Origin of the sequence: Sulfuritalea sp. (assembly GCF_017302275.1) — a bacterium.
In the GTDB taxonomy this organism is placed as follows: domain Bacteria; phylum Pseudomonadota; class Gammaproteobacteria; order Burkholderiales; family Rhodocyclaceae; genus Sulfuritalea.
The window spans coordinates 1-23999 of sequence record NZ_JAFLDR010000014.1; the positions used below are offsets into that span (position 1 = coordinate 1).

Below are 23999 nucleotides of genomic sequence, written 5' to 3' on the forward strand. Positions count from 1 at the left end.
CGGGGAGTTTGAAAGCCACGAAGGCGTGGATGGAATCCAGATGCCGGTCGACGAGCTGATCGAAAGCCTCGGCGTTCCCGGCCTGCGCCGCGGCAACCAGGCAGTCGTCGGTGCCCGATGGAGGATTTGGTTCCGAGGGGTGCATATCCGTCGTGCAACTGCGGTATAGGGCCAGCCGGTCGAAACCTTACAAGTATTTCGACCTTGGGGACCCTGGCTCCCAACCGACCACCGGGCTTGGACCTCCGTCCCCGCCGCGAGAGGTTCGGTCCTCCCAAGACGGTTTGCCTACGCCGGCGCGCCTCCTACCGGACGAGTCTGGCGCGATAGAACCGGTGGGGGCCGGAGGCCGGTTGGTCCCAGGTGAACGGAGGCGTGTTGGTGCTCACCGGGTGCCAACCGGCCAGGTCGGGGGAGGATTCCAGGATGACGGGGCACTCCGGGGTGCCCTCCACGGCGACCTCGAGGTGATTGGGGGTCGGACGTCGGGCGCGAACCCGGGGTGGGTTCCCCTGGGGCAGGAGGAAATGGTCGTCCACGAAGGCCCCGATGGCGCGTCCCAGGCTCAAACCGTCGAGGTCGCCCGAAAGGAAATGAATGCCGCCGTAGATGCGACTCATGCCGATCTCGTCGGCCGCTCCGGCGAAGCTCGAATAGGCGCGGACCACGCCGGGCACGGAGTCCGAGATCACGGTGAACTCCGCGTGGTCGGTTCCCAGGAATCGGGCGAGCACGACGGCGGCGGCGGCGCTGAAGGCGCTATGACCCGAGACGTATTCGGGAAAGGCAGGAGTCGTGAGGAGGGGCGTCCAATTCGGATCCGCGGTTGTGGCGGGGTTTCCGTCGAGCTCGGCCTGGGGGATGGCGGTCACCGGGCGCCAGAAATTGAAGGCATACTTGGCATCCCAGGTGGCGATGGCGGCGTCGGCGAGGGCGAGGTTCAGGAGTGCGAACAGGCGCGCTTTTTGGGGCAGCGACAGGCCTTGGCGGGTGGCGACCTGGCGGGCGATCTGGTTCCAGTGGCCCGGGGGCGTGACGGTGTAGGTGAAGTCGGCCCAGAAGTTGGCGACGAGGGTCTGCTCGGGTGTGCGGATCGGGCTGTCGACGGCGCCCAGAGCTCTGACTTGGTCGAGTTCGGTCGCGTACCGAGCACTGTCGAGGGGAGGTGGACCCGGGGGCCGAAACTGCGATCCGCTGGAAAGAGCAAGGGGCCGGACGAAACCCCAGTGGGGCAGGTCGGGAGGGCGGAAGTAGGGGGGCGTGCGGCGCCAGGCTCCGGGTTCCGCGCTGGGGATATAGGGTATCGTCGTGCTGCTGCCATCGTTCGCCCGAAGGCCGAGGATGGGGGTGGCCGTCGATCGCCCGAGTTCCACGCCGCGGCTGCGTTCGAGGCTCTCGGGGATCCCGGCGAGGGACGCGGCGAGCGTGGCGTCGAATCCCCGCAAATCCGCCATGTCCACGGCGATGAAGCGGTTGGCCGAGTTCAAGGCCGCCGTTCGGCGCGCTAAGCAGTACATCGTCGATGGCGACATCATGCAGGTGGTGCTTTCGCAGCGCATGAAGAAGCTCTTTGCCGCCAGCCCGATGGCGCTTTACCGCGCGCTGCGCACGCTGAACCCCTCGCCCTACATGTTCTATTTCAACTTCCAGGATTTCCACGTGGTCGGCGCCTCGCCGGAAATCCTGGTGCGCCTCGAAGATGCCGGCGAGGAAAAGACCGTCACCGTGCGCCCGATCGCCGGCACGCGCAAGCGCGGCGCGACGCCGGCAGAAGACGAGGCGCTCGCCGCCGACCTGCTGGCCGACCCCAAGGAGCGCGCGGAACACCTGATGCTGCTCGACCTCGGCCGCAACGACGCCGGGCGCGTGGCCAAGACCGGCACGGTGCGCGTCACCGACCAATTCACCATCGAGCGCTATTCGCACGTGATGCACATCGTCTCCAGCGTCGAAGCCACGCTGAAGGACGACGAAGGCGCCACCAGCGTGCTCAAGGCCACCTTTCCCGCCGGCACCGTGTCCGGCGCGCCCAAGGTCAGGGCCATGGAAATCATCGACGAACTGGAACCTTCCAAGCGCGGCATCTACGCCGGCGCGGCGGGTTATCTGGGCTTCAACGGCGACATGGACCTGTGCATCGCGATCCGCACCGCCGTCGTCAAGGACGGCCACATCTTCGTCCAGGCCGGCGCCGGCATCGTCGCCGACTCCGACCCCGACAGCGAATGGCAGGAAACGCTGAACAAGGCCCGCGCCCAGTTGCGCGCCGCCGAGATGGCCGAGTCCGGCCTCGATACGCGTTTTGAGTGAGGAGAACAACATGCTTCTCATGATCGACAACTACGACAGCTTCACCTACAACCTGGTGCAGTATTTCGGCGAGCTCGGCGAGGACGTCAAGGTCTTTCGCAATGACGCCATCACGCTCAAGGAGATTGCCGCCATGCAGCCGGCGCGCATCGTGATCTCGCCCGGTCCCTGCTCGCCGGCCGAGGCCGGCATCTCGGTGGCGACGATCCGCGAATTCGCCGGCAAGGTCCCGCTGCTCGGCGTCTGCCTCGGCCACCAGAGCATGGGCGCGGCCTTCGGCGGCGACATCGTCCATGCCAAACAACTGATGCACGGCAAGACTTCGCCCGTGCACCACGAGGGCAAGGGCGTCTTCGCCGGCCTGCCCAATCCGCTGACCGTGGTGCGCTACCACTCGCTGGCGATCCGCCGCGAGACGCTGCCCGACTGCCTCGAAATCACCGCCTGGACCGATGACGGCGAAATCATGGGCGTGCGCCACCGGGAATTCGCGCTGGAAGGCGTGCAGTTCCATCCCGAATCGATCGCCACCGAGAGCGGTCATGAACTCCTGAAAAACTTCTTGAAGGGAAACCGGACATGATTACGCCGCAGGAAGCGCTACAACGCACCATCGAACATCGCGAAATCTTCCACGACGAGATGCTGCACCTGATGCGGCAGATCATGCAGGGCGAGATCTCGCCGCTGATGGTCGCGGCGATACTCACCGGCCTGCGCGTGAAGAAGGAAACCATCGGCGAAATTTCCGCCGCGGCGATGGTGATGCGCGAGCTGTCAACCAAGGTCGACACGCCGCACAACCCCCATTTCGTGGACATCGTCGGCACCGGCGGCGACGGCGCGCATACCTTCAACATCTCCACGGCCTCGATGTTCGTCGCCGCGGCGGCCGGCGCCACGGTGGCCAAGCACGGCAACCGCAGCGTGTCGTCGAAGTCCGGCGCTGCCGATGTGCTGGAAGCGCTGGGCGCCAACATCATGCTCACGCCGGCTCAGGTCGGCGAATGCATCGAGGCCATCGGCTGCGGCTTCATGTTCGCGCCCAACCACCACCCGGCGATGAAAAACGTCGCCCCGGTGCGGCGCGAGATGGGCGTGCGCACCATCTTCAACATCCTCGGCCCGCTGACCAACCCGGCCGGCGCGCCGAACACGCTGATGGGCGTGTTCCACCCCGACCTCGTCGGCATCCAGGTGCGCGTCATGCAGCAGCTCGGCGCCGACCACGTCATGGTGGTCTGGGGCAAGGACGGCATGGACGAGATCTCGCTGGGCGCCGCCACCCTGGTCGGCGAATTGAAGGACGGCAAGATCACCGAGTACGAAATCCATCCCGAGGACTACGGTCTGGCCATGGTTTCCAACCGCGGCCTGCGCGTCGCCGATGCGGCGGAATCGAAAGCCATGATGTTCGAGGCGCTGGAAAACAAGCCGGGCACGCCGCGCGAGATCGTCACCCTCAATGCCGGCGCCGCGCTGTACACGGCCAACCTCGCCGACTCGGTAGGCGACGGCATCGCCAGGGCCCGCGAGGCCATCGCCAGCGGCGCGGCGCGCAAGAAGCTCGACGAATTCGTCGCCTTCACCAAGAAGTTCGGCTGATGGCGGCGGACATCCTCGAAAAAATCCTTGCCGTCAAACGCGAGGAAGTCGCGGCGGGCAAGGCGATCAAGTCGCTCGCGGCAATCCGGGCCGAGGCCGAGGCGCAGGCTCCGACGCGTGGCTTTGAAGATGCTATACGCACAAGAGTCGGCGCTGGTGACACGGCGAAATGCGCGGCGGTCATCGCCGAGATCAAGAAGGCCAGCCCCTCCAAGGGCGTGATTCGGGCGGATTTCCGCCCGGCGGAGATCGCCGCCGACTACGAGAGCCACGGCGCGGCCTGCCTGTCGGTGTTGACCGACCAGGCCTTCTTCCAGGGCTCGGCCGACTACCTGCGCGCGGCGCGCGCAGCCTGCGCGCTGCCGGCGCTGCGCAAGGATTTCCTGGTCGATCCCTGGCAGGTGTATGAAGCCCGCGCCATGGGCGCCGACGCCATCCTGCTGATCGTCGATGCGCTCTCGCTGGCACAGATGCAGGAGATGGAAGCCATCGCCTTTGCGCTGGGCATGTCGGTGCTGGTGGAATGCCACGACGCCGCCGAACTGGATATCGCACTGCAGCTCAAGACGCCGCTGGTGGGCATCAACAACCGCAACCTGCGGACCTTCGAGGTCGATCTGAATACGACGCTGTCGCAGTTGGGCCGCATCCCGGCAGACCGCATCGTGGTCACCGAGTCGGGCATCCTCGCCCCGGCTGACGTCGCACTGATGACTTCGCGCGGCGTGCATGCCTTCCTCGTCGGCGAAGCCTTCATGCGCGCGCCCTCGCCGGGCGCAGAACTGGCGCGGCTGCTCGCCTGACGTCTGCTCCGAAAAGTCGGCGCTGGTGACACGGCGAACCACACTCAGCCGTGGATAGTCAGCGAGGTCCGGCCGAGTTCAACGAAATCGTCAGTGCGGAAAGCCTCGACGATAGTCATCAGGTTTCCGCGAAGCAGACCTTCCAGTTCGACGTTTCCGATGTTGCCGGTCGCCACAAGCAAAAGCTGCTTCGGGCGACCGGATATGAGATGGGATTGAACGAAATCGTCATCCTTGGTGACGACCACCCTGCCCTGATTCGCAGCCAGATCAAGTATCTCTGTGTCTGGCGTACGGTTACCCAGCGGGAGATCCAGCGTGTGCAAGGCATCGTGACCGGCGTCGCGCAACAAGCCGCAGAGTCGGCGCGGCAGTTGCGCGTCGACCAGGAATTTCATGCCGCGATGCGATCAATGCGTTTCACGTGTGCCAGCCGCGCCGCGTAGGACAAGGCGGCAAGGATATCTTCGCGTTCAAGATCCTCGTAGTCAGCGAGGATCTGATCGATGGTCATGCCTGCTGCAAGCAACTCCAGAACGTTTTCAACCGGATAGCGCAGGCCGCGAATGCACGGCTTGCCGTGGCAAATGGCTGGGTCGATGGTGATGCGTTCGCTGGTGCTCATCTTTTGCCTCCAGGATGCGAGGCTAAAGTATATATGCGAACCCGCATGAATCGCCGCGCCAAAGAGTCGGCGCCGGCAGCACGGTGATTCCCGGTTCAGGCGCAGCTGTTGCCGGTGGACTCCTTGACGCCCAGCTTCTTCAGGATCGAATCCAGCGGGCAGAATTTGGTGAAGCCGCTCTGGAACAGGTTGGCGCCGACGAAGGCGGTGAACCACAGCCAGGACAGCTTGCTCATGTCCGCCTGCCCCATGACATGGGCGAGGACCAGCGAGGTCATGATGAAGAATCCGGCGATGATGCGAACGAATTGATTGACGGTCATGTGAAGCTCCTTTATTGAGGTTTGAGGATGCGGCTTTGCATCACCGCGTAATACAGAACCGGTATCACCACCAGCGTCAGCAGGGTGGAAACGAGGATGCCGAAGATCAGCGACAGCGCGAGGCCAGAGAAGATCGGGTCATCGACGATGAACAGCGCACCGAGCATGGCAGCGAGGCCCGTGAGCACGATGGGCTTGGCACGTACCGCGGCGGCCTGGATCACGGCCTCGGCAAAGTCCATGCCGCCAGCGACCTGCTCGTTGATGAAGTCCACCAGCAGGATGGAATTGCGCACGATGATGCCGGCCAGCGCGATCATGCCGATCATCGACGTGGCCGTGTATTGCGCGCCGAACAGGGCGTGGCCGGGCATCACGCCGATGATGGTGAGCGGGATCGGCGCCATGATGATCAGCGGCACGAGGTAGCTCTTGAACTGCGCCACCACCAGCAGGTAGATCAGGATCAGGCCGACGGCATAGGCCGCACCCATGTCGCGGAAGGTTTCGTAGGTCACCTGCCATTCGCCGTCCCACTTGATCGAGTACTGCGCGTAGGGGTCTCGCGGCTGCTTGAAGAAATACTCGCCCAGCGTGCCGCCCTGCGGCAGCGAAATACCGGCCAGCTTGTTGCGGATGTCGAACATGCCATACAAAGGACTGTCGAGCTTGCCACCCATGTCGCCGGTGACGAAGACCACCGGCAGCAGGTCCTTGTGGTAGATCACCTTCTCGCGCAGCAGGCGCTTGATTTCGACCACTTCCGACACCGGCACCAGCTGGCCTTCCCGGCTGCGCAGCTTGAGCTTGAGCAACTGGTCGATGTTGTTCTGGCGTTCGGCCGGCAGCACGATGCGCACCGGGATTTCGTACTTGGCGTCGCCGTCGTGCACCGGCGTCACGTCCTCGCCGGAGAGACCCATGCGCACCACCTCGACCACGTCCTTCTGCGCCACGCCGAGCAGCGCCGCCTTGGCCTGATTCACGCGCAGCACCAGCTTTTCCGCGTCCTCGTCCACCGTGTCGTCGACGCCGATGATGTCGGTGGTGCCTTCGAAGGCCTCGCGCACTTGCTTCGCCACCGCGATCTGGCCCGGGTAATCGGGACCATAAACCTCCGCGACGATGGGCGACATCACCGGCGGGCCGGGCGGCACTTCGACGATCTTGGCATTGCCGCCATGCTTCCTGGCCACGGCGACCACGCGCTCGCGCACCGAGACGGCAATCTCGTGGCTCTGCCGGTCGCGATGCTTCTTGTCCACCAGGTTCACCTGGATATCGCCCATTTCCGGCGCGCTGCGCAGGTAGTACTGGCGCACCAGGCCATTGAAGTTGATCGGCGCGGCCGCGCCGGCGTAGGCCTGGTAGTCGGCGACTTCGGGCACCTGGGCGATCTCGGCGGAGATTTCGCGCAGTACCTTGGCGGTTTCTTCGAGCGGCGTGCCGACCGGCATGTCGAGCACGATCTGGAATTCGCTCTTGTTGTCGAAGGGCAGCATCTTCAGTACCACCAGCTTGAAGAAGCCGAGACTGACCGAAGCCAGGATGGCCACCAGCACGCCTATCCACAGCTTGCGCCGCGCCGCGCGGCCGGTGCGCGGATCGAGCAATGGCGACATGATGCGGCGGAACAGGCGGTCGAGCTTTTCTGTCGTGACATCGCCGCCATGACCGCCGTGGCCCTGCGCCGCCGGCTTCATCAGCTTCAGCGCCAGCCAGGGCGTGATGACAAAGGCGATGGCCAGCGAGATGAACATGCCCATCGAGGCGTTGATCGGGATCGGGCTCATGTAGGGCCCCATCAGGCCGCTGACGAAGGCCATCGGTAGCAGCGCCGCGATCACGGTAAAGGTGGCCAGTATCGTCGGGCCGCCGACTTCATCCACGGCGGGCGGAATGATTTCCCACAGCGGCTTCTCAGGATGCAGCAGCGTCCAGCGATGGATGTTCTCCACCACCACGATCGCGTCGTCGACCAGGATGCCGATGGAGAAGATCAGCGCGAACAGCGACACGCGGTTGAGCGTGAAGCCCCAGGCCCAGGAGGCGAAAAGCGTCGCTGCCAGCGTCAGGGTCACCGCCGCACCGACGATCACCGCTTCGCGCCGGCCCAGGGCAAACAGCACCAGCAGCACGACGAAGATCGTGGCAAAGACCAGCTTGCCGATCAGCTTCTGCGCCTTGTCGGTGGCGGTGGCGCCGTAGTTGCGCGTCACCGAGAACTCGACGCCGTCGGGGATCACCGTGCCGCGCAGGGCTTCGGCGCGCGCGATCACCGATTCGGCGACATCGGCGGCATTGACGCCCGGCTTCTTCGACACCGAGAGCGTCACCGCCGGCGATTCACCCTGTTTCGTGCCGTGCCAGACATAGCGCGAGGGCTGGTCGGGACCGTCGATCACCTGCGCGACGTCGGCCAGGTACACCGGCTTGCGTTCATGGACACCGACCACCAGGCGCTTCACGTCGGCGGCGGATTCGATGTAGGTGCCGGTCTGCACCAGGAGTTCCTTGTTGCCGGCGACCAGAGCGCCGGCCGGCTGCGAGGCGTTCGACACCTGCAGGGCGGCCTTGAGGTCCTGCGCCGTGATGCCGTGCGCGTTCATGCGGTCGGCGTCCATGACGACGCGGATCACGTGGCCGGGGCCGCCGATGGTGGCGACGTCGCGCGTGCCGGGAATGCGCTTGAGGTCGATCTCGGCGGCGCGCGCCACCTGCTGCATTTCGAAGGCCGACTTCATGGGATCGGCGCTGTGGAAGGTCAGGGTGACGATGGGCACGTCGTCGATGCCCTTGGGCTTGACGATCGGGTCGAGCACGCCGAGGTTGGGCGAGAGCCAGTCCTTGTGCGAATTGATGGTGTCGTAGAGCCGCACCAGGGCCTGGATCGGATCCTCGCCGACTTCATACTGCACGGTGATTACCGCCATGCCGGGGCGCGACACCGAATACACGTGCTCGATGCCGGCGATGCGTGACAACACCTGCTCTGCCGGCCGCGCCACCAGCGCCTCGACATCGCGCGCCGCGGCACCCGGGAAGGGCACGAAAACGTTGGCCATGGTGACGTTGATCTGCGGCTCTTCCTCGCGCGGCGTGATCAGCGTCGCGCCTATGCCCAGCAGCAGCGCGATCAGCGCGATCAGCGGCGTCAGGGAGTTCCTGAGGAAATACCCGGCGATGCGGCCAGAGATACCCAAACCCGTGCCCATGGGCGGCCCCCGCTCAGCGGGCAGCGGCGGGCGCCGCCTTGGCTTCGATACCGGCCTTGACCGGCGACAAGCTGACGCGTTCGCCGGAATTGAGGCCGGCCAACACCTCCAGTTCGCCGCCGGTCACGGCTTCGCCCAGGCGCACCTGGCGCAGTTTGGCCGCGCCCTTGTCGTCGATCACATAGACGGCGGTGACTTCGCCGCGGCGCAGCACGGCGGCCGGCGGCACGGTCAGCTTCTGCGCCTGGCCGACGGTGAAGTGCGCCCGGGCATAGGCGCCGGGCACCACGCCCTCGACGTTGTCCGCCAGGTAAAGGCGTGCGGTTGCCGTGTGGCTGCGCGGGTCGACGGTGGGCAGGATTTCGACGCGCAGCACGTCGATCCAGCGGCCGCTCTCGGGCAGTTCGATGCGCGCCCTTGCCGACTTCCTGAGTTCGGCCAGCTTGTATTGCGGCAGGCTGGCGATCACGCGCAGCCCCTTGGGGTCATAAATCGTGATCAGCGGCTTGCCCGGCGTCGCCAGCTCACCGGCTTCGGTGTGGCGCTGGGCGACGATGCCGGCGATGGGCGCAGTGACCGTGCCGTGGGACAGCCCGGCACCCGAACTCGACGCGGCACCCTCGGCCGCCTTGTGCGCCGCCGCCGCCTGGTCCAATGCGGCCTGGCTGACGAATTTTTGCGCGTGCAGGTTTCTGGTCCGCTCATACGCGGCGCGGGCCTGGGCCAGCGTCGCCTTTGCCGCGGCGTCCGAGCCGGCAGCCTCGCGCGCATCGATGCGCATCAGGAGTTCGCCCTGCTTGACGCGCTGGCCGGCATCGGCGCGCACTTCCAGCACGCGGCCCGCCACCTGCGCGGCCACCGTGGCCTGGCGCACGGCCTCGACCGTGGCTTCGACGGGAAAGGCAAGATCGACCTCGCGCGCCTGCACCACGACGCTCGCCGGCGCACCGGCCTGATTTGGCTCGGCAGCATAAGAAAAACTCGCCGGCAATGCGCCGGCGAGAAAGGCAAGGGCGGAGAGGAGGAGAGTGCCCTTGCGGGGAAGGCGGATGGCTTCGTTCATGAATATCAGTATATGCTTATATATGAGAATTTCAAGTTTAATTTCGGTTACGCTGCCTCTTTCAAGAGCCGGCAACCCGGCGCCAATTCCACAATCCGATTATTGCCAATTGACCGGAGTCAACGACTCACCCGTCTGCGACACGGCATCTTGCGCCCTCGGAAATAATCGTGTTTCGTTTAAATATCAACCATATATAGGGGAGATGATGAATAGCAAGCTTATACCGTTTCGTCGCGCAGGCTTTGCCTTGGCCTTGGCCTTGCCGCTGAGCCTGGGCATTGCCGTGGCACAGGATCGTGCCAAGCCGGGCGTGACCGCGACCGAAATGCAGTACCAGGCGGGCGATTCGCCCCTGGGCAAGGTCGAGATGCACCAGAACGTCAATCCCAAGGCGCCGCCGATGACCAAGGCCGAGTTCGACCAGGCCAAGGAAATCTACTTCCAGCGCTGTGCCGGCTGCCATGGCGTATTGCGCAAGGGCGCCACCGGCAAGCCGCTGACCACGGACAAGACCTTGGAATCGGGCACCGAATACCTGAAGGTCTTCATCAAGTACGGCTCCCCCGCCGGTATGCCGAACTGGGGCACCTCGGGTGAACTGACCGACGCCCAGGTCGACCTGATGGCGCGCTACGTCCAGCAGGAACCGCCGACGCCGCCGGAATGGGGCATGAAGGAAATGATGGCCTCGCTCAAGGTCACCGTGCCGCCCAGCCAGCGCCCAACCAAGAAGATGAACAAGCTCGACCTCGACAACCTGTTCTCGGTCACGCTGCGCGACGCGGGCGAGATCGCGCTGATCGACGGCGCCACCAAGAAGATCGTCAAGATCCTCAAGACCGGCTACGCGGTGCATATCTCGCGCATGTCGAAATCCGGCCGCTACCTTTACGTGATCGGCCGCGATGCCCGCATCAACCTGATCGACCTGTGGATGGCGGAGCCGACCAACGTCGCCGAAATCAAGGTCGGCCTCGAAGCGCGCTCGGTGGAGACCTCCAAGTACAAGGGTTACGAGGACAAGTATGCGATCGCCGGCACCTACTGGCCACCGCAGTTCGTGATCATGGAAGGCGACACGCTGAAGCCGCTGAAGATCGAGTCGACCCGCGGCATGACGGTGGATACGCAGGAATACCATCCGGAACCGCGCGTGGCCGCCATCGTCGGCTCGCACTACAACCCGGAGTTCATCGTCAATGCCAAGGAGACCGGCAAGATCCTGGTGGTCAATTACAAGGACTTGAACAACCTCAAGATCACCTCCATCAACGCGGCGCGCTTCCTGCATGACGGCGGCTTCGATTCCACCGGACGCTACTTCATGGTCGCCGCCAACGCCTCGAACAAGATCGGCGTGGTCGACACCAAGGAAGACAAGCTGGCGGCCCTGATCGATGTCGGCAAGATCCCGCACCCCGGTCGCGGCGCCAACTTCGTGCATCCGAAGTTCGGTCCGGTCTGGGCCACCAGCCACCTCGGCGACGAGACGGTGAGCCTGATCGGCACCGATCCGAAGAAGCACAAGGACAACGCCTGGAAGGTGGTGCAGACGATCAAGGCCCAGGGCGGCGGCTCGCTGTTCATCAAGACCCACCCGAAGTCGAAGAACCTCTGGGTCGACACGCCGCTGAACCCCGAAGCCGCCGTCAGCCAGTCGATCGCGGTGTTCGACATCAACAACCTGGAAAAGGGTTTCGAGGCCCTGCCGATCGGCGACTGGGCCGGCATCAAGGACGACGGCGCCAGGCGCATCGTCCAGCCGGAGTACAACAAGGCCGGCGACGAAGTGTGGTTCTCGGTGTGGAGCGCCAAGGACAAGACCTCGGCCCTGGTGGTGGTCGATGACAAGACGCGCAAGCTCAAGGCGGTGATCAAGGATCCGAAATTGATTACCCCCACCGGCAAGTTCAACGTGCACAATACGCAACACGACGTATATTGATGGTTTAGAGTGCCGGCGGTACCGATACCCCATGGCGGGATATCGGTGCCGTCGCGCCGGATCATCACAAGGAACATGAAAGACGACCTTTCATCGCAGATCTCGCGCAATTTCAGGAAGACGCTCGGCGAGCTGTCGCTTTTCGCCGACATCGCACCAAAGTCCCTGAATGAGCTTGCGCAAGGAACCTGCAACGTCATCTACCAGAAAGGCCAGGCGATTTTTCGTGCCGGCGATTCCGTCAGCCAGCTTTACGTCCTGGTTTCAGGGCAGGTGAAGCTGTCCCTGTCCTGTCGGCGCGGCAATGAACGCGTACTGGAACTGGCAGGGCCCGGGCATGCCTTCGGCCAGGCCGAACTCTTCGTGCCCGGCCCCTACCTGATCTCCGCGTTTGCCGTGAAGGCCTCGCATGTGCTGGCCGTCCGCCGTGACACGCTGTTTCGCGTCATGGCCGACGAGCCCGGCATCGCGCGGCGCGTGATTGAGGGGCTGGCTCGTCGCCAGCTCGAAACCGAGGCCGACCTCATCGCACAAAACTCCTGGTCGCCGGGACAGCGCCTGCTGGGCTATCTGCTCGAACTGGCCGGGCCGCAACGGAATGGAGCGGGTGAAACCACGGTAACCCTGGAAAGCAGCAAGAAAGTACTGGCCTCCCGCTTCGACATGCAACCCGAGACCTTGTCTCGCAATCTGCGCGACCTCAGCGAAGCCGGCCTTATCGTCGTCAATAGGAACCGGGTGGTGCTGCGCAATGCCGAAATTGAACGTCACCTGCTGACAAATCCGGATCCGCGCCTGATCGACTTCGGGGGCGCTCACCGTATTTGCGCTGCACCGGAAGATGCGGACGGGACCGGGGGGCACGGGCACAAAGGAGAGTCTCGGTCGGAGTGCAGCTGGATCAACGGAGCGGGCCGCCAGAGAGCACTATCCCAGCGCATGGCAAAGTCATGGCTGATGCTGGAACAGGGGCTGCTGGCCCGCCCGTCAAGGTTGATCCTGAGGCAGTCGATAGGGCATTTCGACAGTCGCCTGAAAGAACTCAAGGTACAAACTTCCGGCACGGAAAACCAGGTCGCATGGGCCGAGCTTTCAGGTTTGTGGCCGCGCTACCGGGAATTGCTCGAAGTTCCCCCCAATCCCGCGGACGCACAAGAGCTTTTTGCCATCAACGAGGACGTCCTGGAAGCGGCCGACCAACTGGCGCGCGGCTTCGCCAAAGCAGTAGGCACGCGAAAGGCGCAACTGGTGAATCTGGCCGGCCGTGCCCGGATGCTTTCCCAGCGTGCCGCGAAACATTTCATGTTCCGCCAGATGGGAATCCATGTGACTGACTGCCGTTCGCGGCTCGAGGATGCCAATGCCGAATTTGCCGCGACACTGACCGAGCTCAGGGCATCAGCCCTCAACGACCCCGGCTTCGCCGCCCGGCTGGAATCGATCTTCAATCTATGGAAGCTGTTCCGCTCGGCAATGGACATGCACGATCCGGGGGATTTCCCGCAGGTGGCGCGCAAGGTCTTCCGCATCAGCGAAGACCTGCTGAACCGCACCGATGCCATGGTCGAACTCTGCGTCGGACTTCCCGACGATAAGGACTACAAGCCGGTGCCGGAAGCTCTTCCGGCGTAGGCAATCAGGGGCGTCTCAGTCCGCCGGCTTCGCGCCCATGGCGTACTCCGCCATCGCCGCCAGCACCGAATCCGCTTCACCTACCGGTGCCACCAGTTCGATGAGCAAGCCTTCATGGCGGTCCATGGCATCCGCCGCGAGGCGCGGCAGGTCTTTCTTCACGTGGCTGCCGGCGGCCATGAAGATCGGCACCACCGTTATGGACGTTGCGCCCTGGTCGACCAGGCAGGCCACCCCCTCGTCGAAGGTCGGTCGCATCAGTTCGAGGAAGCCCGGTTCGACCAGGGCCCCGGGGGCGCGCGCCTTGATGGCATCACGGATGCGATGGAAGGGTTGCGCCCATTCCGGATTGCGCGCGCCGTGGCCGTAGAGCAGGATCCCTTTCATTTCTTGACCTCGTTCCAGATGTTGCGGCAGCCGGTTTCGCGCACGAACAGCACCGCGATCCAGCCGGCGACGGCGGAGACCGTCATCAACAACAGGCCATTGTGCCAGTCCGCTGCCGAATAGATGCGTACGCCGACCTCGACGCGGCCGTTCCATGTGCGTTCCATGAGCCAGCCGACCGCAGGCTGCAGGATAGCCGGGCCGAAGAACACGCCGACGTTCACCACGCTGGTAGCCATGCCCGAGAGCAAGGGTGGATTGACTTCCTTGGCTGCCGCCCAGGACAGAGTCAGTCCGGCCGTCGTCAGCCCCATCACCGTGCACAGCGAATAGGTCATCCAACCACCTTGCATTGCACCGGACAGCCACAGGCCCCAACCCAATGCGTGGACGCCGGACACCGCCAGCATCACCGGCTTGCGGCGTCCGATGCGGTCCGAGACATTGCCCCAGAGCATCGAGCCGATGGCAAAGCCGATGAAGTAAATGCTCACATGATTCGACGCTTCGGCACGGCTCATGCCATGGATCTGGGTCAGGTAAGGCACGGCCCATAGCCCGGCAAAAGCGAAAAATGCGCCGGCCAGCCCGGTGTTGGCGAAGAAGCCGGGCCAGGTGGCCCGATTTCTCATCACCGTCAGCAGGCCCGTAAGCCAGGCGGTACGATCGACCTTGGCAGCCGGCGTGTCGAGCACCCAGGTACGGGCCGCGAAGGCCATCAGCACGGAGAGTATCCCGACCACGACGAACACCGGGCGCCAACCCGCCGCCTGCGTGGCCCAGGCCAGCGGCGCACCGGCCAGTATTGAACCGAGGTTGCCGATCAGCATGCACAGTCCGGTGATCGAGGCAAAGCGCCGCTCCTCGAACCCGAGCGCGATGAGCTTGAGCATGGCGATAAAGGTCACCGACACGCCCAAACCCACCAGGGTACGCCCGGCGAAGGCCAGTTCGAAGCTCGGCGCCAGCCCGAACAGAACCGCGCCTCCACCGGCCACCAAGCCACCCCACCAGAGAATCCGGCGTGGTCCCAGCGTATCCGCCAGCACCCCGGTGGGAATCTGCATCAGCGTGTAGACGTAGAAGTAGGTCGCTGTCAGGGTACCGAGTTGGGCGCCGCCGATGGCAAAGGTGGATTGCAGGTCGCCCGAGATCGCCGCCGGCGCGACGCGGTGGAAGAAGGACAACAAATAGGCCGCGACAGCCACGCCGAGGCCGAGCAGAACGCCCGGGCGAGTGGCCGTCATTTCCAGACGTCGGTATTGACGAGGTTGGGCGGACGCTGGCCCGAGAGTGCGGCGATCAGGTTGTTGGCCGCGGTCATTGCCATGGCCATGCGCGTCGGGCGCGAGCTCGACCCGATGTGCGGCGTCAGCGTCACATTGTCGAGTTCGAGGAAGCCCGGATTGAGCTTCGGCTCGCCCTCGAACACGTCGAGCGCGGCGCCGGACAGTCGGCGCTGGCGCAACGCCGAAATCAGCGCCACATCATCGACGATGCCGCCGCGGGCGACGTTGATCAGGTGTGCGGTCGACTTCATCAGCGCCAGTTCGGCGGCGCCGATGATGTGGTGGCTTTCCGCCGAATATGGCAGCAGCAGAACCAGGAAATCAGCTTCGCGCAGCAGCGCCTCCTTGGCGACCCAGGTGGCGCGGCAGGCGGCTTCCTTGTCCTCCGGCAGCCGGCTGCGATTATGGTAGATCACCTTCATGTCGAAGCCCAACGCGCGCCGCGCCAAGGCCTGGCCAATGCGGCCCATGCCGAGGATGCCCAGCGTGGCGTGATGCACGTCGCTGCCGAGCCAGTCCAGCATGCGAAAGCCCTGCCAGTGGCCGGCGCGCAGCCAGTGCTCCGAGGTCTGGATATGGCGCGCGGTGGCCATCAGCAGGGCCCAGGCGAGATCCGCCGTGGTGTCGTCGAGAACGCCCGGGGTATTGGTGGCGACGATGCCGGCACGGGTGCAGGCGGCGAGGTCGATGTTGTTGTAGCCGACGGCGAAGTTGCACACCGCCTTGAGCTGCGGCGCGGCGGCAATCACCTCGGCGTTCACCGGGTCGCTCACCGCCGTCATCGCGCCGGCCTTGTCCGCCAGGCGCTGCTTCAGCCCCTCGACGCCGAGGACGACATCGGCCTGGTTGTCGTCCACCTCGAAATGCCGCCGCAGGTGCTCGAGCACCTCGGGGAAAACTTCACGGGCAACAAGGATCTTGGGTTTCATGTTTTGGCCACCACGGATGCGCCTTGCGCCGCGACGATACCATCCTCGGACGACCTGACCCCTGAAACGCCGATAGCGCCAACGTAGACGCCATCGCGGATCAGGGGCAGGCCACCCTCGAGGCAGATCACGTCGGGCATGGTCATCATAACCGGGCGCCCCTGCAGAACCATGTCCTCGAAGGCCCTGGTCGGACGCTTGAACATGATGGCGGTTCGGGCTTTCTGTTCGGCTACGCGCACGGAGCCTTTCTGCGTGCCGTCCATGCGCTGCAGGGAAATCAGGTGGCCGCCGTCATCGACCACGGCGATCACCACGTTCCAGTTGTTTTCGGTCGCCGTGCGGCGTGCCGCCTCGGTGATGCGAAGCGCGTCATCAAGGGTCAGCATGTCAGGACCGCCTTGGTGACTTCGTGGTTCGCCATCATCTCCAGCGCACGCACCATCGCCGAATGGTCCCAGGTGGCACCGCCGTGGGCGATGCAGGAATTGAAAAGCTCCTGCGCCGTGGCGGTGTTGGGCAGCGAAACGCCGAGCGCGCGCGCACCGGAGAGCGCCAGATTGAGGTCCTTCTGGTGCAGCTCGATGCGAAAGCCCGGGTTGAAGCTGCGCTTGACCATGCGCTCGCCATGCACCTCGAGGATGCGCGAGTTGGCGAAGCCGCCCATCAGCGCCTGGCGCACCCTGGCTGGATCGGCGCCGGCCTTGGAGGCGAACAGCAGCGCCTCGCCGACCGCCTCGATGGTCAGCGCGACGATGATCTGGTTGGCGACCTTGCAGGTTTGCCCGTCGCCGTTGCCTCCGACCAGGGTGATGTTCTTGCCCATCAGCTCGAACAGCGGCTTGGCGCGGCTGAATGCCGCCTCGGTTCCGCCGCACATGATGGTCAGCGCCGCATTCCGGGCGCCGACTTCGCCACCGGAAACCGGCGCGTCGATGTAATCGCACTTCTGCTCGTTGATCCGCGCGGCGAACTTCTTCGTTTCCAGCGGCGCGATCGAACTCATGTCGACCACGACCTTGCCCGGCGCGAGGCCTTCGGCCACGCCGTCCTTGCCGAAAAGCACCTTCTCGACGTCCGGCGTGTCCGGCACCATCATGAAGATGATGTCGGCGCTCTTCGCCACTTCGGCGGGGGAAGCACAACTCTTGCCGCCGGCGTCGAGCAGTTCCTGGGCCACGCCCGAGCGGCTGAAGAGATAGGCACTGTGGCCGCCGGCGATCAGGTGGCCGGCCATGGGCTTGCCCATGATGCCGAGGCCGATGAATCCGATGTTCACATCATGTCTCCGTCAGGATTTCAGGTAGGGAGCGGCCCAGCCCAGGCTCGCTTCGGTGGTGGTCGCCGGCTTGTATTCGCAGCCGATCCAGCCCGGGTAGCCGATCTTGTCGAGGAAGGCGAAGAGGAAGCCGTAATTGATCTCGCCCGTGCCCGGCTCGTTGCGGCCCGGGTTGTCGGCAAGCTGCAGGTGGGCGATCCTGCCGAGGTTCTTCTCGATGGTCTTCGCCAGTTCGCCCTCCATGCGCTGCATGTGGTAGATGTCATACTGGATGAAGAGATTGTCCGAGCCACCTTCCTTTTCCACGTCGGCGATGATGTCGAGCGCCCGCCGGGTGCGGTTGAGGAAGAAGCCGGGGATGTCGCAGGTGTTGATCGGCTCGATCAGCAGGCGGATGCCGGCGGCCTCGAGTTTCGGCGCCGCGAATCCGAGGTTGTCGACCAGGGTGCGGCGCGCGTCGGCATCGGCGACGCCGGCGGGCTGGATGCCGGCGAGGCAGTTCACCTGCTTCACGCCCAGTGCCGTTGCATAGGCGATGGCTTGGTCGACGCCGGCGCGGAACTCATCGACGCGGTCGGGATGGCAGCCGATGCCGCGCTCGCCGGCCGCCCAGTTACCGGCGGGCAGGTTGTGCAGCACCAGTTGCAGGCCGTGCTGCTTGAGCAGACCCTGCAGCTGGGCAGCCGGATAGTCGTAGGGGAACAGGAACTCGACGGCCTTGAAGCCGGCTTGCGCCGCCTTTTCGAAGCGCCCGAGGAAGGGCGTTTCGTTGAACAGCATGGTCAGGTTGGCAGCGAATCTGGGCATTAGGGCATTCTCCGGTTTGTTCAGGTCACGCTGCCGCGGGCGGCATCCCCCGCACGGCAGGGATTTCGAGGCCGGTGGCAATCGCCGCCACCACCCATCTCCCGGTCAGGAACCCGGAGGGACTTCGCGCTCTAAAAGGATCTTCGGCTACATCCCGCCGCTCAATTTCCGTAAAGCACTTTCGGCAGCCACATGCCGATTTCAGGAAAGATGTAAAGCATTGCCAGGGCGACGACCTGGATCCCCATGAAGGGCATCATGCCGGCGAAGATCTGGTTCAGCGTCACATGCGGCGGCGAAACTCCCTTGAGGTAAAACGCCGCCATCGCCACCGGCGGCGAGAGGAAGGCGGTCTGCAGGTTAAGCGCCACCAGCAGGCCGAAGAACAGCGGATCGACCCCGAAGTGCGGCAACAGTGGAATGAAGATCGGCATGAAGATGACAATGATCTCGGTCCATTCCAGCGGCCAGCCGAGGATGAAGATGATGAACTGGCTGAGCAGCATGAATTGCAGCGGCGTCATGTTGAGCGAGAGCACCCATTGCTCGACCAGATTCTGCCCGCCCAGCAGCGCGAAGGCCGCCGAAAAGATTGATGAGCCGACGAACAGCCAGCAGACCATGGCCGAGGTTTTCGCGGTGAGGAATACCGACTCCTTGACCACCCCGAAGTTGAGCTGCTTGTAGGCCGCAGCGAGGATGAAGCCGCCGGCCGAGCCCAGCGCCGCAGCCTCGGTCGGCGTGGCGAAACCGAAGACGATGCTGCCCAGTACGGCGAGAATCATCAGCGCCAGCGGGAAGAAGGAACCCAGCAGCATCTTGAACACTTCAAGGCGGACGAAGGTGAACACGGCATAGAAGGCCACCGCCGTAACCAGGCTGACGCCCGCCATGATCCAGTACCAGGTCGGCACCGGCAGGCGCTCGGTAGCTTCGGCTTCCGGCACCGGTGCGGCGGCAATCGCCGGCGCAGGCGCCGTGCCGACCTTTGCGGCCGGCGGCTGCTTGACACCCTCTGCCGGCGGCTCCTTGAGTCCCTCTGCCGGAGGTTCCTTGAGTCCTTCGGCAGGCGGTTCCTTGAGTCCTTCGGCCGGAGGCTCCTTGAGCCCTTCCTCGTCTTCCTCCCTGGGTTCCTCCAGACCGCCGGCGTCGCCCCCGGCTGCCTCCTCGGCAATCACGCCTCCGCCCATTTGCGTCAGGCCCTCGGCTTCGGCCTTTGGCGCCGGTTTGGTCGCCAGGTGCCAGGTGAAGCCGAGAAACAGGACCAGCGTAAACGCCGGCAGCAGCGCGATGAAGCCCTGCCTGGCAATCGTGCCACTGCTGATGCCCAGGTTGCGCGAGCCCTTCAGCGCGCCGATCAGTCCCGGCAGCACCCGGTGGCTGATGGCTTCGCGAATCTTTTCATTGTCCGGCGGCAGGTCGATATGGCGCTCTTCCATCGGCAGCGGCGGCGCCAGGTGTGGATTCAGCTTGGCGACGATGATCACGTACATAATGTAGAGGCTGGCGAGCATGATGCCGGGGAAGAAGGCGCCGGCATACAACTGCACCACGGAAACGCCGGCCGTGGCGCCATAGACGATCAGGAGCACCGAGGGCGGGATCAGGATGCCCAGGCAGCCGCCGGCGGTTATCACTCCGGCCGACAGGCGGACGTCATAACCCGACTTGAGCATGGCCGGTAGCGCCAGCAGGCCCATCAGCGTCACCACCGCGCCGACGATGCCGGTGGCAGTGGCGAAGATGGCGCAGGTGACCAGGGTCGCCACCGCCAGCGCGCCGGGCACCCGCGCCAGCGAGAGCTCCAGCGCGCGGAACAGCTTGGCGATCAGGTTGGCACGCTCGACCAGGTAACCCATGAAGACGAACAGCGGGATCGAGATCAGCACGTCGTTGGACATCACCGAATATGCCCGCTGCACCATCAGGTCCAGCGTCTGGCGCTGGGCGAGATCCGGGTTGCCGCTGCGGTAGGCGAGCCAGGCGAAAAATACGCCCATGCCCATCAGGGTGAAGGCGGTCGGGAAGCCGAGCATGATGGCGACTACCACAAGGGACAGCATCAGCAGGCCGATGTGGCCGTTCTGCATGTTGCTCCAGGGCATGAATATCACCGTGACGGTCAGGATCACCGCCATCAGCGAGAAGCCGAACCAGAGTTCCTTCCTGATCGTCACTTGGTCGCTCCCGCGTGCGCCTGATGCTCCTGTTCCTGGGCGACCACGAATTTGTCGAGGGCGGCAATGTCTTCGTCCTTCACGTGCACCATTTCCTTGAGTTTCTCGACATCGACTTCCTCGACATCATGTTCGCGCGACGGCCATTCGCCCAGCCGGATGCAGAGGATGCAACGGATGATCTCGACCGCGCCCTGCAGCAGCAGGAAGGCGCCGGCCAGGGGCAGGACGGTCTTGAACGGATAGACCGGCGGGCCATTGGCCGTGACGTTCGAATGTTCGTTGATGGCCCAGGAGTCAGCAGCGAAGTTGTAGCCGGCCCACGCCAGCGCAAAAACCCCGGGGATGAAAAACAGGAAATACAGCGTCAGGTCGATGCTGGCCTGGGCCCGCGGTGAAAAGAATCCGTAAAGTACGTCGCCGCGCACGTGGCCGTTCTTGGACAGGGTGTACGCGCCAGCCATCATGAACAGGCTGCCGTACATCATGCTCATGACATCAAATGCCCAGGGGTGGGGATTGTCGAAGGCATAGCGCGAAACCACCTCCCAGGTGATCATGAAGGTGAGCGAGACGATCAGCCATGAGAAGGCATGGCCGACGAAGGTGCTGATCCGGTCGATGGTCAGCAGCAGTTTCTGCATTTGCATGGCGCGTCCCGCGGAAAAGAATCAACCACCCGGAACCTACCCGGGTGGTTGATCGTTGCTCAAGAAGCGAAGCCCCTCAACCCTTCTTGGGAGCCGCCTTGGCCGGTGCGCCCTGCTTGGCGCCGAAGAAGTGGCTGACTGCCATGCGCCGGCTGACATAGACGTCCTGGTCCCACTTCACCGCGCGCTCGGCGAATGCGCGCTGCGAGGCGGCGATTTCCTTGAACAGCGGGTTCTCGGCCGACTTTTTCTCCATGATCTCGGACCACAGCGTGAGCTGCTTTTGCAGCACCGCATCCGGGGTCTTGTAGAACTTGACCTTGTCCTTGGTCTGCAGCTCGATGTAGTCCTTCGAGTAGCGGTCGATGGCCTTCCACGACATGTCGGCCGATGCGGCCTCGACGGCGCCGGCAATGATCGCCCGCATCTTCGCCGGCAGGGCATCGTACTTCGGCTTGTTGAACATGATCTCGAAGGTCTCTGCGCTCTGATGGTAGCTCTGCAGCATGCAGATCTTCGAAACGTCGGGGAAACCCAGCAGGCGGTCGGAAGTAGCGTTGTTGAACTCGGCCGCATCGAGCAGGCCGCGATCCATGGCCGGCACGATTTCGCCGCCGGGCAGCGCATTCACCGCCGCGCCCATGGCCGTGAACAAGTCGATGGCCAGGCCATTGGTGCGGAACTTGAGGCCCTTGAAATCCTCCGGCTTGGTGACCGGCTTCTTGAACCAGCCCAGCGGCTGCGTCGCCATCGGGCCGTAGAGAAAGGACTGCACCGTGGTGATGCCGATCGAGGCATACAGCTTGGCCAGCAGTTCGGCGCCGCCACCGTACTTGTGCCACGACAGCAGCATGTTGGCGTCCATGCCGAAGGCCGGGCCGGAATTCCAAAGCGCCAGTGCATTCTGCTTGCCGTAGTGGTAGCCCAGCACACCGTGGCCGCCGTCGAGCGTGCCCTTCGACACGGCTTCCAGCAGGCCGAAGGCGGGCACCACCGAACCGGCAGGCAGCACTTCGATCTTGAGGTCGCCACCGGTCATGTCGTTGACCTTCTTGGCGAAGTCCAGCGCGTATTCGTGGAAGATGTCCTTGGCCGGCCAAGTACTCTGCCAGCGCATGTTGATCGGGCCGGCCTGCGCCTTGGCGATCATCGGGAACCCCGCGGCGGCGGCACCGACGCTGCCGGTGACGGCGGCGGCGAGGAACTTGCGGCGGGACGGTTTCTGTTCGGGCTGCTTGGTGTCGGACATTGTCTCCTCCTGAGAGATCATTTGGTTTGGCGATCGCGTGCGGCCGTACCGTCACGACTCGCGGTCTTGGATCTGACTACTTGTTACTGACACTGACCGAACCACTTTACCAGAAAGAGAATTTGTCTGACAATAGGACAACCCGCAATAAAACTTCCCATGCCAGCACGCCGCCCCCACGCTACCGCGATCGCCGCGGAACCCGCCGCCGAACTGAGTCGTATCGCGCGGCCCTTGCGCCTGTCCGAGGAAGTGTCCGGCGAATTGAAGCGGCGCATTTCCCGCGGCGAGATCAAGCCCGGTGATCGGCTGCCCACCGAAAAAGCCTTGGGCGAAGCGTTCGGCGTCAGTCGTGCCGTGGTGCGCGAAGCCATCGCGCGGCTCAAGGCGGATGGCCTGATCGAAACCCGGCAGGGGTCCGGAGCCTTTGCCGTCGCAGCGCCCAAGGCGATCAACTTGCGTTTCTGGAAGGGTGCCGGCCCCGGCCTCGTCGAACTGCGCGATATTTTCGAACTGCGCGCGGTGGTCGAGGGCGCCGTCGCCGAACTCGCCGCCCAGCGTCGTGACGAAAATGACCTGCGCGCCATGAGGGAACACCTGGAGGCCATGGACGAGGCACTGGAGAGCGGAGTCGACGGCACCGTGGCGGACGACAGTTTCCACATCGCCCTGGCGCACGCCACGCACAACGCTTACATCGGCCGCCTGGTCGAATTCCTCGGCCAGCACTTTTCCGATTCGCGCAAGCTGGCATGGCTCGACAACAATCTCCAGTTCCGGCTGCCGCAGGCATCGCAACGCGAACACCGCGCCCTGCTCGATGCAATCGCACGGGGCGATGCGGCCGCAGCCCGCCGCCGCGCGCTTGAGCACCTGCGCGGCGCCGCCGGGCGCCTGGGCATTCCACTGGCGCTCGACCTCGACGGTAATGGGCTTGCCACCCGAGTCCCGCGCAAGCGTTAAACTGCGCCGCCCGAAACTCTCCGCGCCGCCATGCTCGACATCTCCACCGCCGCCTTCTGGATCGCCGTTGCCCAGATCATCCTGATCGACATCCTGCTCGGCGGCGACAATGCCGTGGTCATTGCCCTGGCCTGTCGCAAGCTGCCCGACGAACAACGCAACAAGGGCATCTTCTGGGGCGTGGTCGGCGCCATCGGCCTGCGCATCGTGCTGATCTTCTTCGCCCTGCAACTGCTGGCGATTCCCTGGCTCAAGATCGTCGGTGCGCTGCTGCTGTTCTGGATCGGCGTCAAGCTGCTGCTGCCCGAGGACGATGCCCACGGCGATGTCGCGGCCTCGACCTCGCTGGCCGGCGCGATCAAGACCATCATCGTCGCCGACGCCGTGATGAGCCTGGACAACGTCATCGCCGTGGCCGGCGCCGCCAACGGCAGCATGCTGCTGGTGGTGTTCGGCATCCTGGTCTCGATCCCCATCGTGGTCTGGGGCAGCCAGTTGGTGCTCAAGCTGATGGACCGCTATCCGATCGTGATCACCGCCGGCGGCGCCCTGCTCGGCTGGATCGGCGGCGGCATGATCGTCACCGACCCGGCCCTTCCCCCCGACCTGCTGGCCGGCATCGCCTACGCCAAGACCCTGGCCGCCGTGCTCGGCGCCTTCCTGGTCGTGGCCATCGGCAAATGGCTCGCCGCGCGCGCGACGCCGCCGGCCGCCATTGAACTCACGGATTCATCGAAAGGCTGAA

The 23999-nt window shown here is 64.4% G+C and carries 22 protein-coding genes and 1 pseudogene; 8 read left to right on the forward strand and 15 right to left on the reverse strand.

The genetic code is table 11. From position 1 onward, the window contains the following. Positions 1-305: 305 nt before the first annotated feature. Entirely contained in the window at positions 306-1559 is a 1254-nt protein-coding gene (locus J0M27_RS09465; protein WP_365962494.1) for a vanadium-dependent haloperoxidase, read from the reverse strand. Here J0M27_RS09465 and J0M27_RS09470 point away from each other — a divergent pair. The 4 genes and pseudogenes from J0M27_RS09470 to trpC all read left to right on the forward strand — a co-directional run. After that, positions 1483-2310 (forward strand): annotated as a pseudogene (locus tag J0M27_RS09470) (chorismate-binding protein); the annotation flags it as partial. The gene J0M27_RS09465 and the pseudogene J0M27_RS09470 overlap by 77 nt on opposite strands. A 10-nt stretch (positions 2311-2320) precedes the next feature. Then, the gene (locus tag J0M27_RS09475; protein WP_294990398.1) at positions 2321-2893 is read left to right on the forward strand and encodes an aminodeoxychorismate/anthranilate synthase component II; all 573 of its coding nucleotides are present in this window, start codon (positions 2321-2323) and stop codon (positions 2891-2893) included. Then, entirely contained in the window at positions 2890-3915 is a 1026-nt protein-coding gene (trpD, locus tag J0M27_RS09480) for an anthranilate phosphoribosyltransferase (protein ID WP_294990401.1), read from the forward strand. The genes J0M27_RS09475 and trpD overlap by 4 nt, the downstream gene beginning before the upstream one ends. Then, entirely contained in the window at positions 3915-4718 is an 804-nt protein-coding gene (trpC, locus tag J0M27_RS09485; RefSeq protein WP_294990404.1) for an indole-3-glycerol phosphate synthase TrpC, read from the forward strand. Before trpD ends, trpC begins: the two co-directional genes overlap by 1 nt. Before the next feature lie 44 nt (positions 4719-4762). On the opposite strand, the gene J0M27_RS09490 is transcribed toward trpC, so the two are convergent. The 5 genes from J0M27_RS09490 to J0M27_RS09510 all read right to left on the reverse strand — a co-directional run bounded on the left by J0M27_RS09490 (position 4763) and on the right by J0M27_RS09510 (position 9944). Beyond that, positions 4763-5116, reverse strand: a complete 354-nt coding sequence (locus J0M27_RS09490; RefSeq protein WP_294990407.1) for a DUF5615 family PIN-like protein — start codon at positions 5114-5116, stop codon at positions 4763-4765. Then, positions 5113-5343 carry a DUF433 domain-containing protein gene (locus J0M27_RS09495; RefSeq protein ID WP_294990410.1) on the reverse strand — a complete coding sequence of 77 codons (231 nt, stop codon included), beginning with the start codon at positions 5341-5343 and terminating at the stop codon, positions 5113-5115. Before J0M27_RS09495 ends, J0M27_RS09490 begins: the two co-directional genes overlap by 4 nt. Positions 5344-5438: 95 nt before the next feature. Then, positions 5439-5666 carry a DUF2892 domain-containing protein gene (locus J0M27_RS09500; RefSeq protein ID WP_294990412.1) on the reverse strand — a complete coding sequence of 76 codons (228 nt, stop codon included), beginning with the start codon at positions 5664-5666 and terminating at the stop codon, positions 5439-5441. Between the two features lie 11 nt (positions 5667-5677). Beyond that, positions 5678-8881 (reverse strand): efflux RND transporter permease subunit, encoded by a 3204-nt coding sequence (locus tag J0M27_RS09505; protein WP_294990414.1) that lies wholly within the window; start codon positions 8879-8881, stop codon positions 5678-5680. A gap of 13 nt (positions 8882-8894) precedes the next feature. Next, positions 8895-9944 carry an efflux RND transporter periplasmic adaptor subunit gene (locus J0M27_RS09510; protein WP_294990417.1) on the reverse strand — a complete coding sequence of 350 codons (1050 nt, stop codon included), beginning with the start codon at positions 9942-9944 and terminating at the stop codon, positions 8895-8897. A gap of 208 nt (positions 9945-10152) precedes the next feature. On the opposite strand from J0M27_RS09510, the gene J0M27_RS09515 reads away from it, so the two are divergent. Further along, positions 10153-11892, forward strand: coding sequence for a nitrite reductase (locus tag J0M27_RS09515; protein ID WP_294990420.1), 1740 nt, complete (start codon positions 10153-10155; stop codon positions 11890-11892). Positions 11893-11967: 75 nt separating this feature from the next. Then, positions 11968-13524, forward strand: a complete 1557-nt coding sequence (locus J0M27_RS09520) for a type IV pili methyl-accepting chemotaxis transducer N-terminal domain-containing protein (RefSeq protein WP_294990422.1) — start codon at positions 11968-11970, stop codon at positions 13522-13524. A 15-nt stretch (positions 13525-13539) separates the two neighbouring features. On the opposite strand, the gene J0M27_RS09525 is transcribed toward J0M27_RS09520, so the two are convergent. From J0M27_RS09525 to J0M27_RS09565, 9 genes are all read right to left on the reverse strand, one after another. Then, entirely contained in the window at positions 13540-13911 is a 372-nt protein-coding gene (locus J0M27_RS09525) for a CbiX/SirB N-terminal domain-containing protein (RefSeq protein WP_294990425.1), read from the reverse strand. Further along, positions 13908-15158 carry an MFS transporter gene (locus J0M27_RS09530; RefSeq protein ID WP_294990429.1) on the reverse strand — a complete coding sequence of 417 codons (1251 nt, stop codon included), beginning with the start codon at positions 15156-15158 and terminating at the stop codon, positions 13908-13910. Before J0M27_RS09530 ends, J0M27_RS09525 begins: the two co-directional genes overlap by 4 nt. Then, positions 15155-16129 carry a D-glycerate dehydrogenase gene (locus tag J0M27_RS09535; RefSeq protein WP_294990431.1) on the reverse strand — a complete coding sequence of 325 codons (975 nt, stop codon included), beginning with the start codon at positions 16127-16129 and terminating at the stop codon, positions 15155-15157. The genes J0M27_RS09530 and J0M27_RS09535 overlap by 4 nt, the downstream gene beginning before the upstream one ends. Beyond that, complete coding sequence (locus J0M27_RS09540) at positions 16126-16518, reverse strand: heme-binding protein (protein WP_294990433.1); 393 nt, start codon at positions 16516-16518, stop codon at positions 16126-16128. The genes J0M27_RS09535 and J0M27_RS09540 overlap by 4 nt, the downstream gene beginning before the upstream one ends. Then, on the reverse strand, positions 16512-17408 hold the full coding sequence (glxR, locus tag J0M27_RS09545; protein ID WP_294990436.1) for a 2-hydroxy-3-oxopropionate reductase: 897 nt from the start codon (positions 17406-17408) through the stop codon (positions 16512-16514). Before glxR ends, J0M27_RS09540 begins: the two co-directional genes overlap by 7 nt. Positions 17409-17420: 12 nt before the next feature. Beyond that, positions 17421-18215, reverse strand: coding sequence for a hydroxypyruvate isomerase (gene hyi, locus J0M27_RS09550; protein ID WP_294990440.1), 795 nt, complete (start codon positions 18213-18215; stop codon positions 17421-17423). 161 nt (positions 18216-18376) lie between these two features. Continuing rightward, entirely contained in the window at positions 18377-20392 is a 2016-nt protein-coding gene (locus tag J0M27_RS09555; protein ID WP_294990442.1) for a TRAP transporter large permease subunit, read from the reverse strand. Continuing rightward, entirely contained in the window at positions 20389-21042 is a 654-nt protein-coding gene (locus tag J0M27_RS09560) for a TRAP transporter small permease subunit (protein ID WP_294990445.1), read from the reverse strand. The genes J0M27_RS09555 and J0M27_RS09560 overlap by 4 nt, the downstream gene beginning before the upstream one ends. Positions 21043-21118: 76 nt before the next feature. Further along, positions 21119-22291, reverse strand: coding sequence for a ubiquinol-cytochrome c reductase iron-sulfur subunit N-terminal domain-containing protein (locus J0M27_RS09565; protein WP_294990447.1), 1173 nt, complete (start codon positions 22289-22291; stop codon positions 21119-21121). 159 nt (positions 22292-22450) lie between these two features. On the opposite strand from J0M27_RS09565, the gene J0M27_RS09570 reads away from it, so the two are divergent. Further along, positions 22451-23254, forward strand: coding sequence for a FadR/GntR family transcriptional regulator (locus J0M27_RS09570; RefSeq protein ID WP_294990448.1), 804 nt, complete (start codon positions 22451-22453; stop codon positions 23252-23254). Between the two features lie 30 nt (positions 23255-23284). Beyond that, on the forward strand, positions 23285-23998 hold the full coding sequence (locus tag J0M27_RS09575) for a TerC family protein (RefSeq protein WP_294990451.1): 714 nt from the start codon (positions 23285-23287) through the stop codon (positions 23996-23998). Position 23999 lies beyond the last annotated feature (1 nt).

Coding starts and splice junctions, on each gene's coding strand:
- J0M27_RS09465 (WP_365962494.1), bottom strand. CDS start 1,559: ATGCGCTGCGAAAGCACCACCTGCATGATGTCGCCATCGACGATGTAC.
- J0M27_RS09475 (WP_294990398.1), top strand. CDS start 2,321: ATGCTTCTCATGATCGACAACTACGACAGCTTCACCTACAACCTGGTG.
- trpD (WP_294990401.1), top strand. CDS start 2,890: ATGATTACGCCGCAGGAAGCGCTACAACGCACCATCGAACATCGCGAA.
- trpC (WP_294990404.1), top strand. CDS start 3,915: ATGGCGGCGGACATCCTCGAAAAAATCCTTGCCGTCAAACGCGAGGAA.
- J0M27_RS09490 (WP_294990407.1), bottom strand. CDS start 5,116: ATGAAATTCCTGGTCGACGCGCAACTGCCGCGCCGACTCTGCGGCTTG.
- J0M27_RS09495 (WP_294990410.1), bottom strand. CDS start 5,343: ATGAGCACCAGCGAACGCATCACCATCGACCCAGCCATTTGCCACGGC.
- J0M27_RS09500 (WP_294990412.1), bottom strand. CDS start 5,666: ATGACCGTCAATCAATTCGTTCGCATCATCGCCGGATTCTTCATCATG.
- J0M27_RS09505 (WP_294990414.1), bottom strand. CDS start 8,881: ATGGGCACGGGTTTGGGTATCTCTGGCCGCATCGCCGGGTATTTCCTC.
- J0M27_RS09510 (WP_294990417.1), bottom strand. CDS start 9,944: ATGAACGAAGCCATCCGCCTTCCCCGCAAGGGCACTCTCCTCCTCTCC.
- J0M27_RS09515 (WP_294990420.1), top strand. CDS start 10,153: ATGAATAGCAAGCTTATACCGTTTCGTCGCGCAGGCTTTGCCTTGGCC.
- J0M27_RS09520 (WP_294990422.1), top strand. CDS start 11,968: ATGAAAGACGACCTTTCATCGCAGATCTCGCGCAATTTCAGGAAGACG.
- J0M27_RS09525 (WP_294990425.1), bottom strand. CDS start 13,911: ATGAAAGGGATCCTGCTCTACGGCCACGGCGCGCGCAATCCGGAATGG.
- J0M27_RS09530 (WP_294990429.1), bottom strand. CDS start 15,158: ATGACGGCCACTCGCCCGGGCGTTCTGCTCGGCCTCGGCGTGGCTGTC.
- J0M27_RS09535 (WP_294990431.1), bottom strand. CDS start 16,129: ATGAAACCCAAGATCCTTGTTGCCCGTGAAGTTTTCCCCGAGGTGCTC.
- J0M27_RS09540 (WP_294990433.1), bottom strand. CDS start 16,518: ATGCTGACCCTTGATGACGCGCTTCGCATCACCGAGGCGGCACGCCGC.
- hyi (WP_294990440.1), bottom strand. CDS start 18,215: ATGCCCAGATTCGCTGCCAACCTGACCATGCTGTTCAACGAAACGCCC.
- J0M27_RS09560 (WP_294990445.1), bottom strand. CDS start 21,042: ATGCAAATGCAGAAACTGCTGCTGACCATCGACCGGATCAGCACCTTC.
- J0M27_RS09565 (WP_294990447.1), bottom strand. CDS start 22,291: ATGTCCGACACCAAGCAGCCCGAACAGAAACCGTCCCGCCGCAAGTTC.
- J0M27_RS09570 (WP_294990448.1), top strand. CDS start 22,451: ATGCCAGCACGCCGCCCCCACGCTACCGCGATCGCCGCGGAACCCGCC.
- J0M27_RS09575 (WP_294990451.1), top strand. CDS start 23,285: ATGCTCGACATCTCCACCGCCGCCTTCTGGATCGCCGTTGCCCAGATC.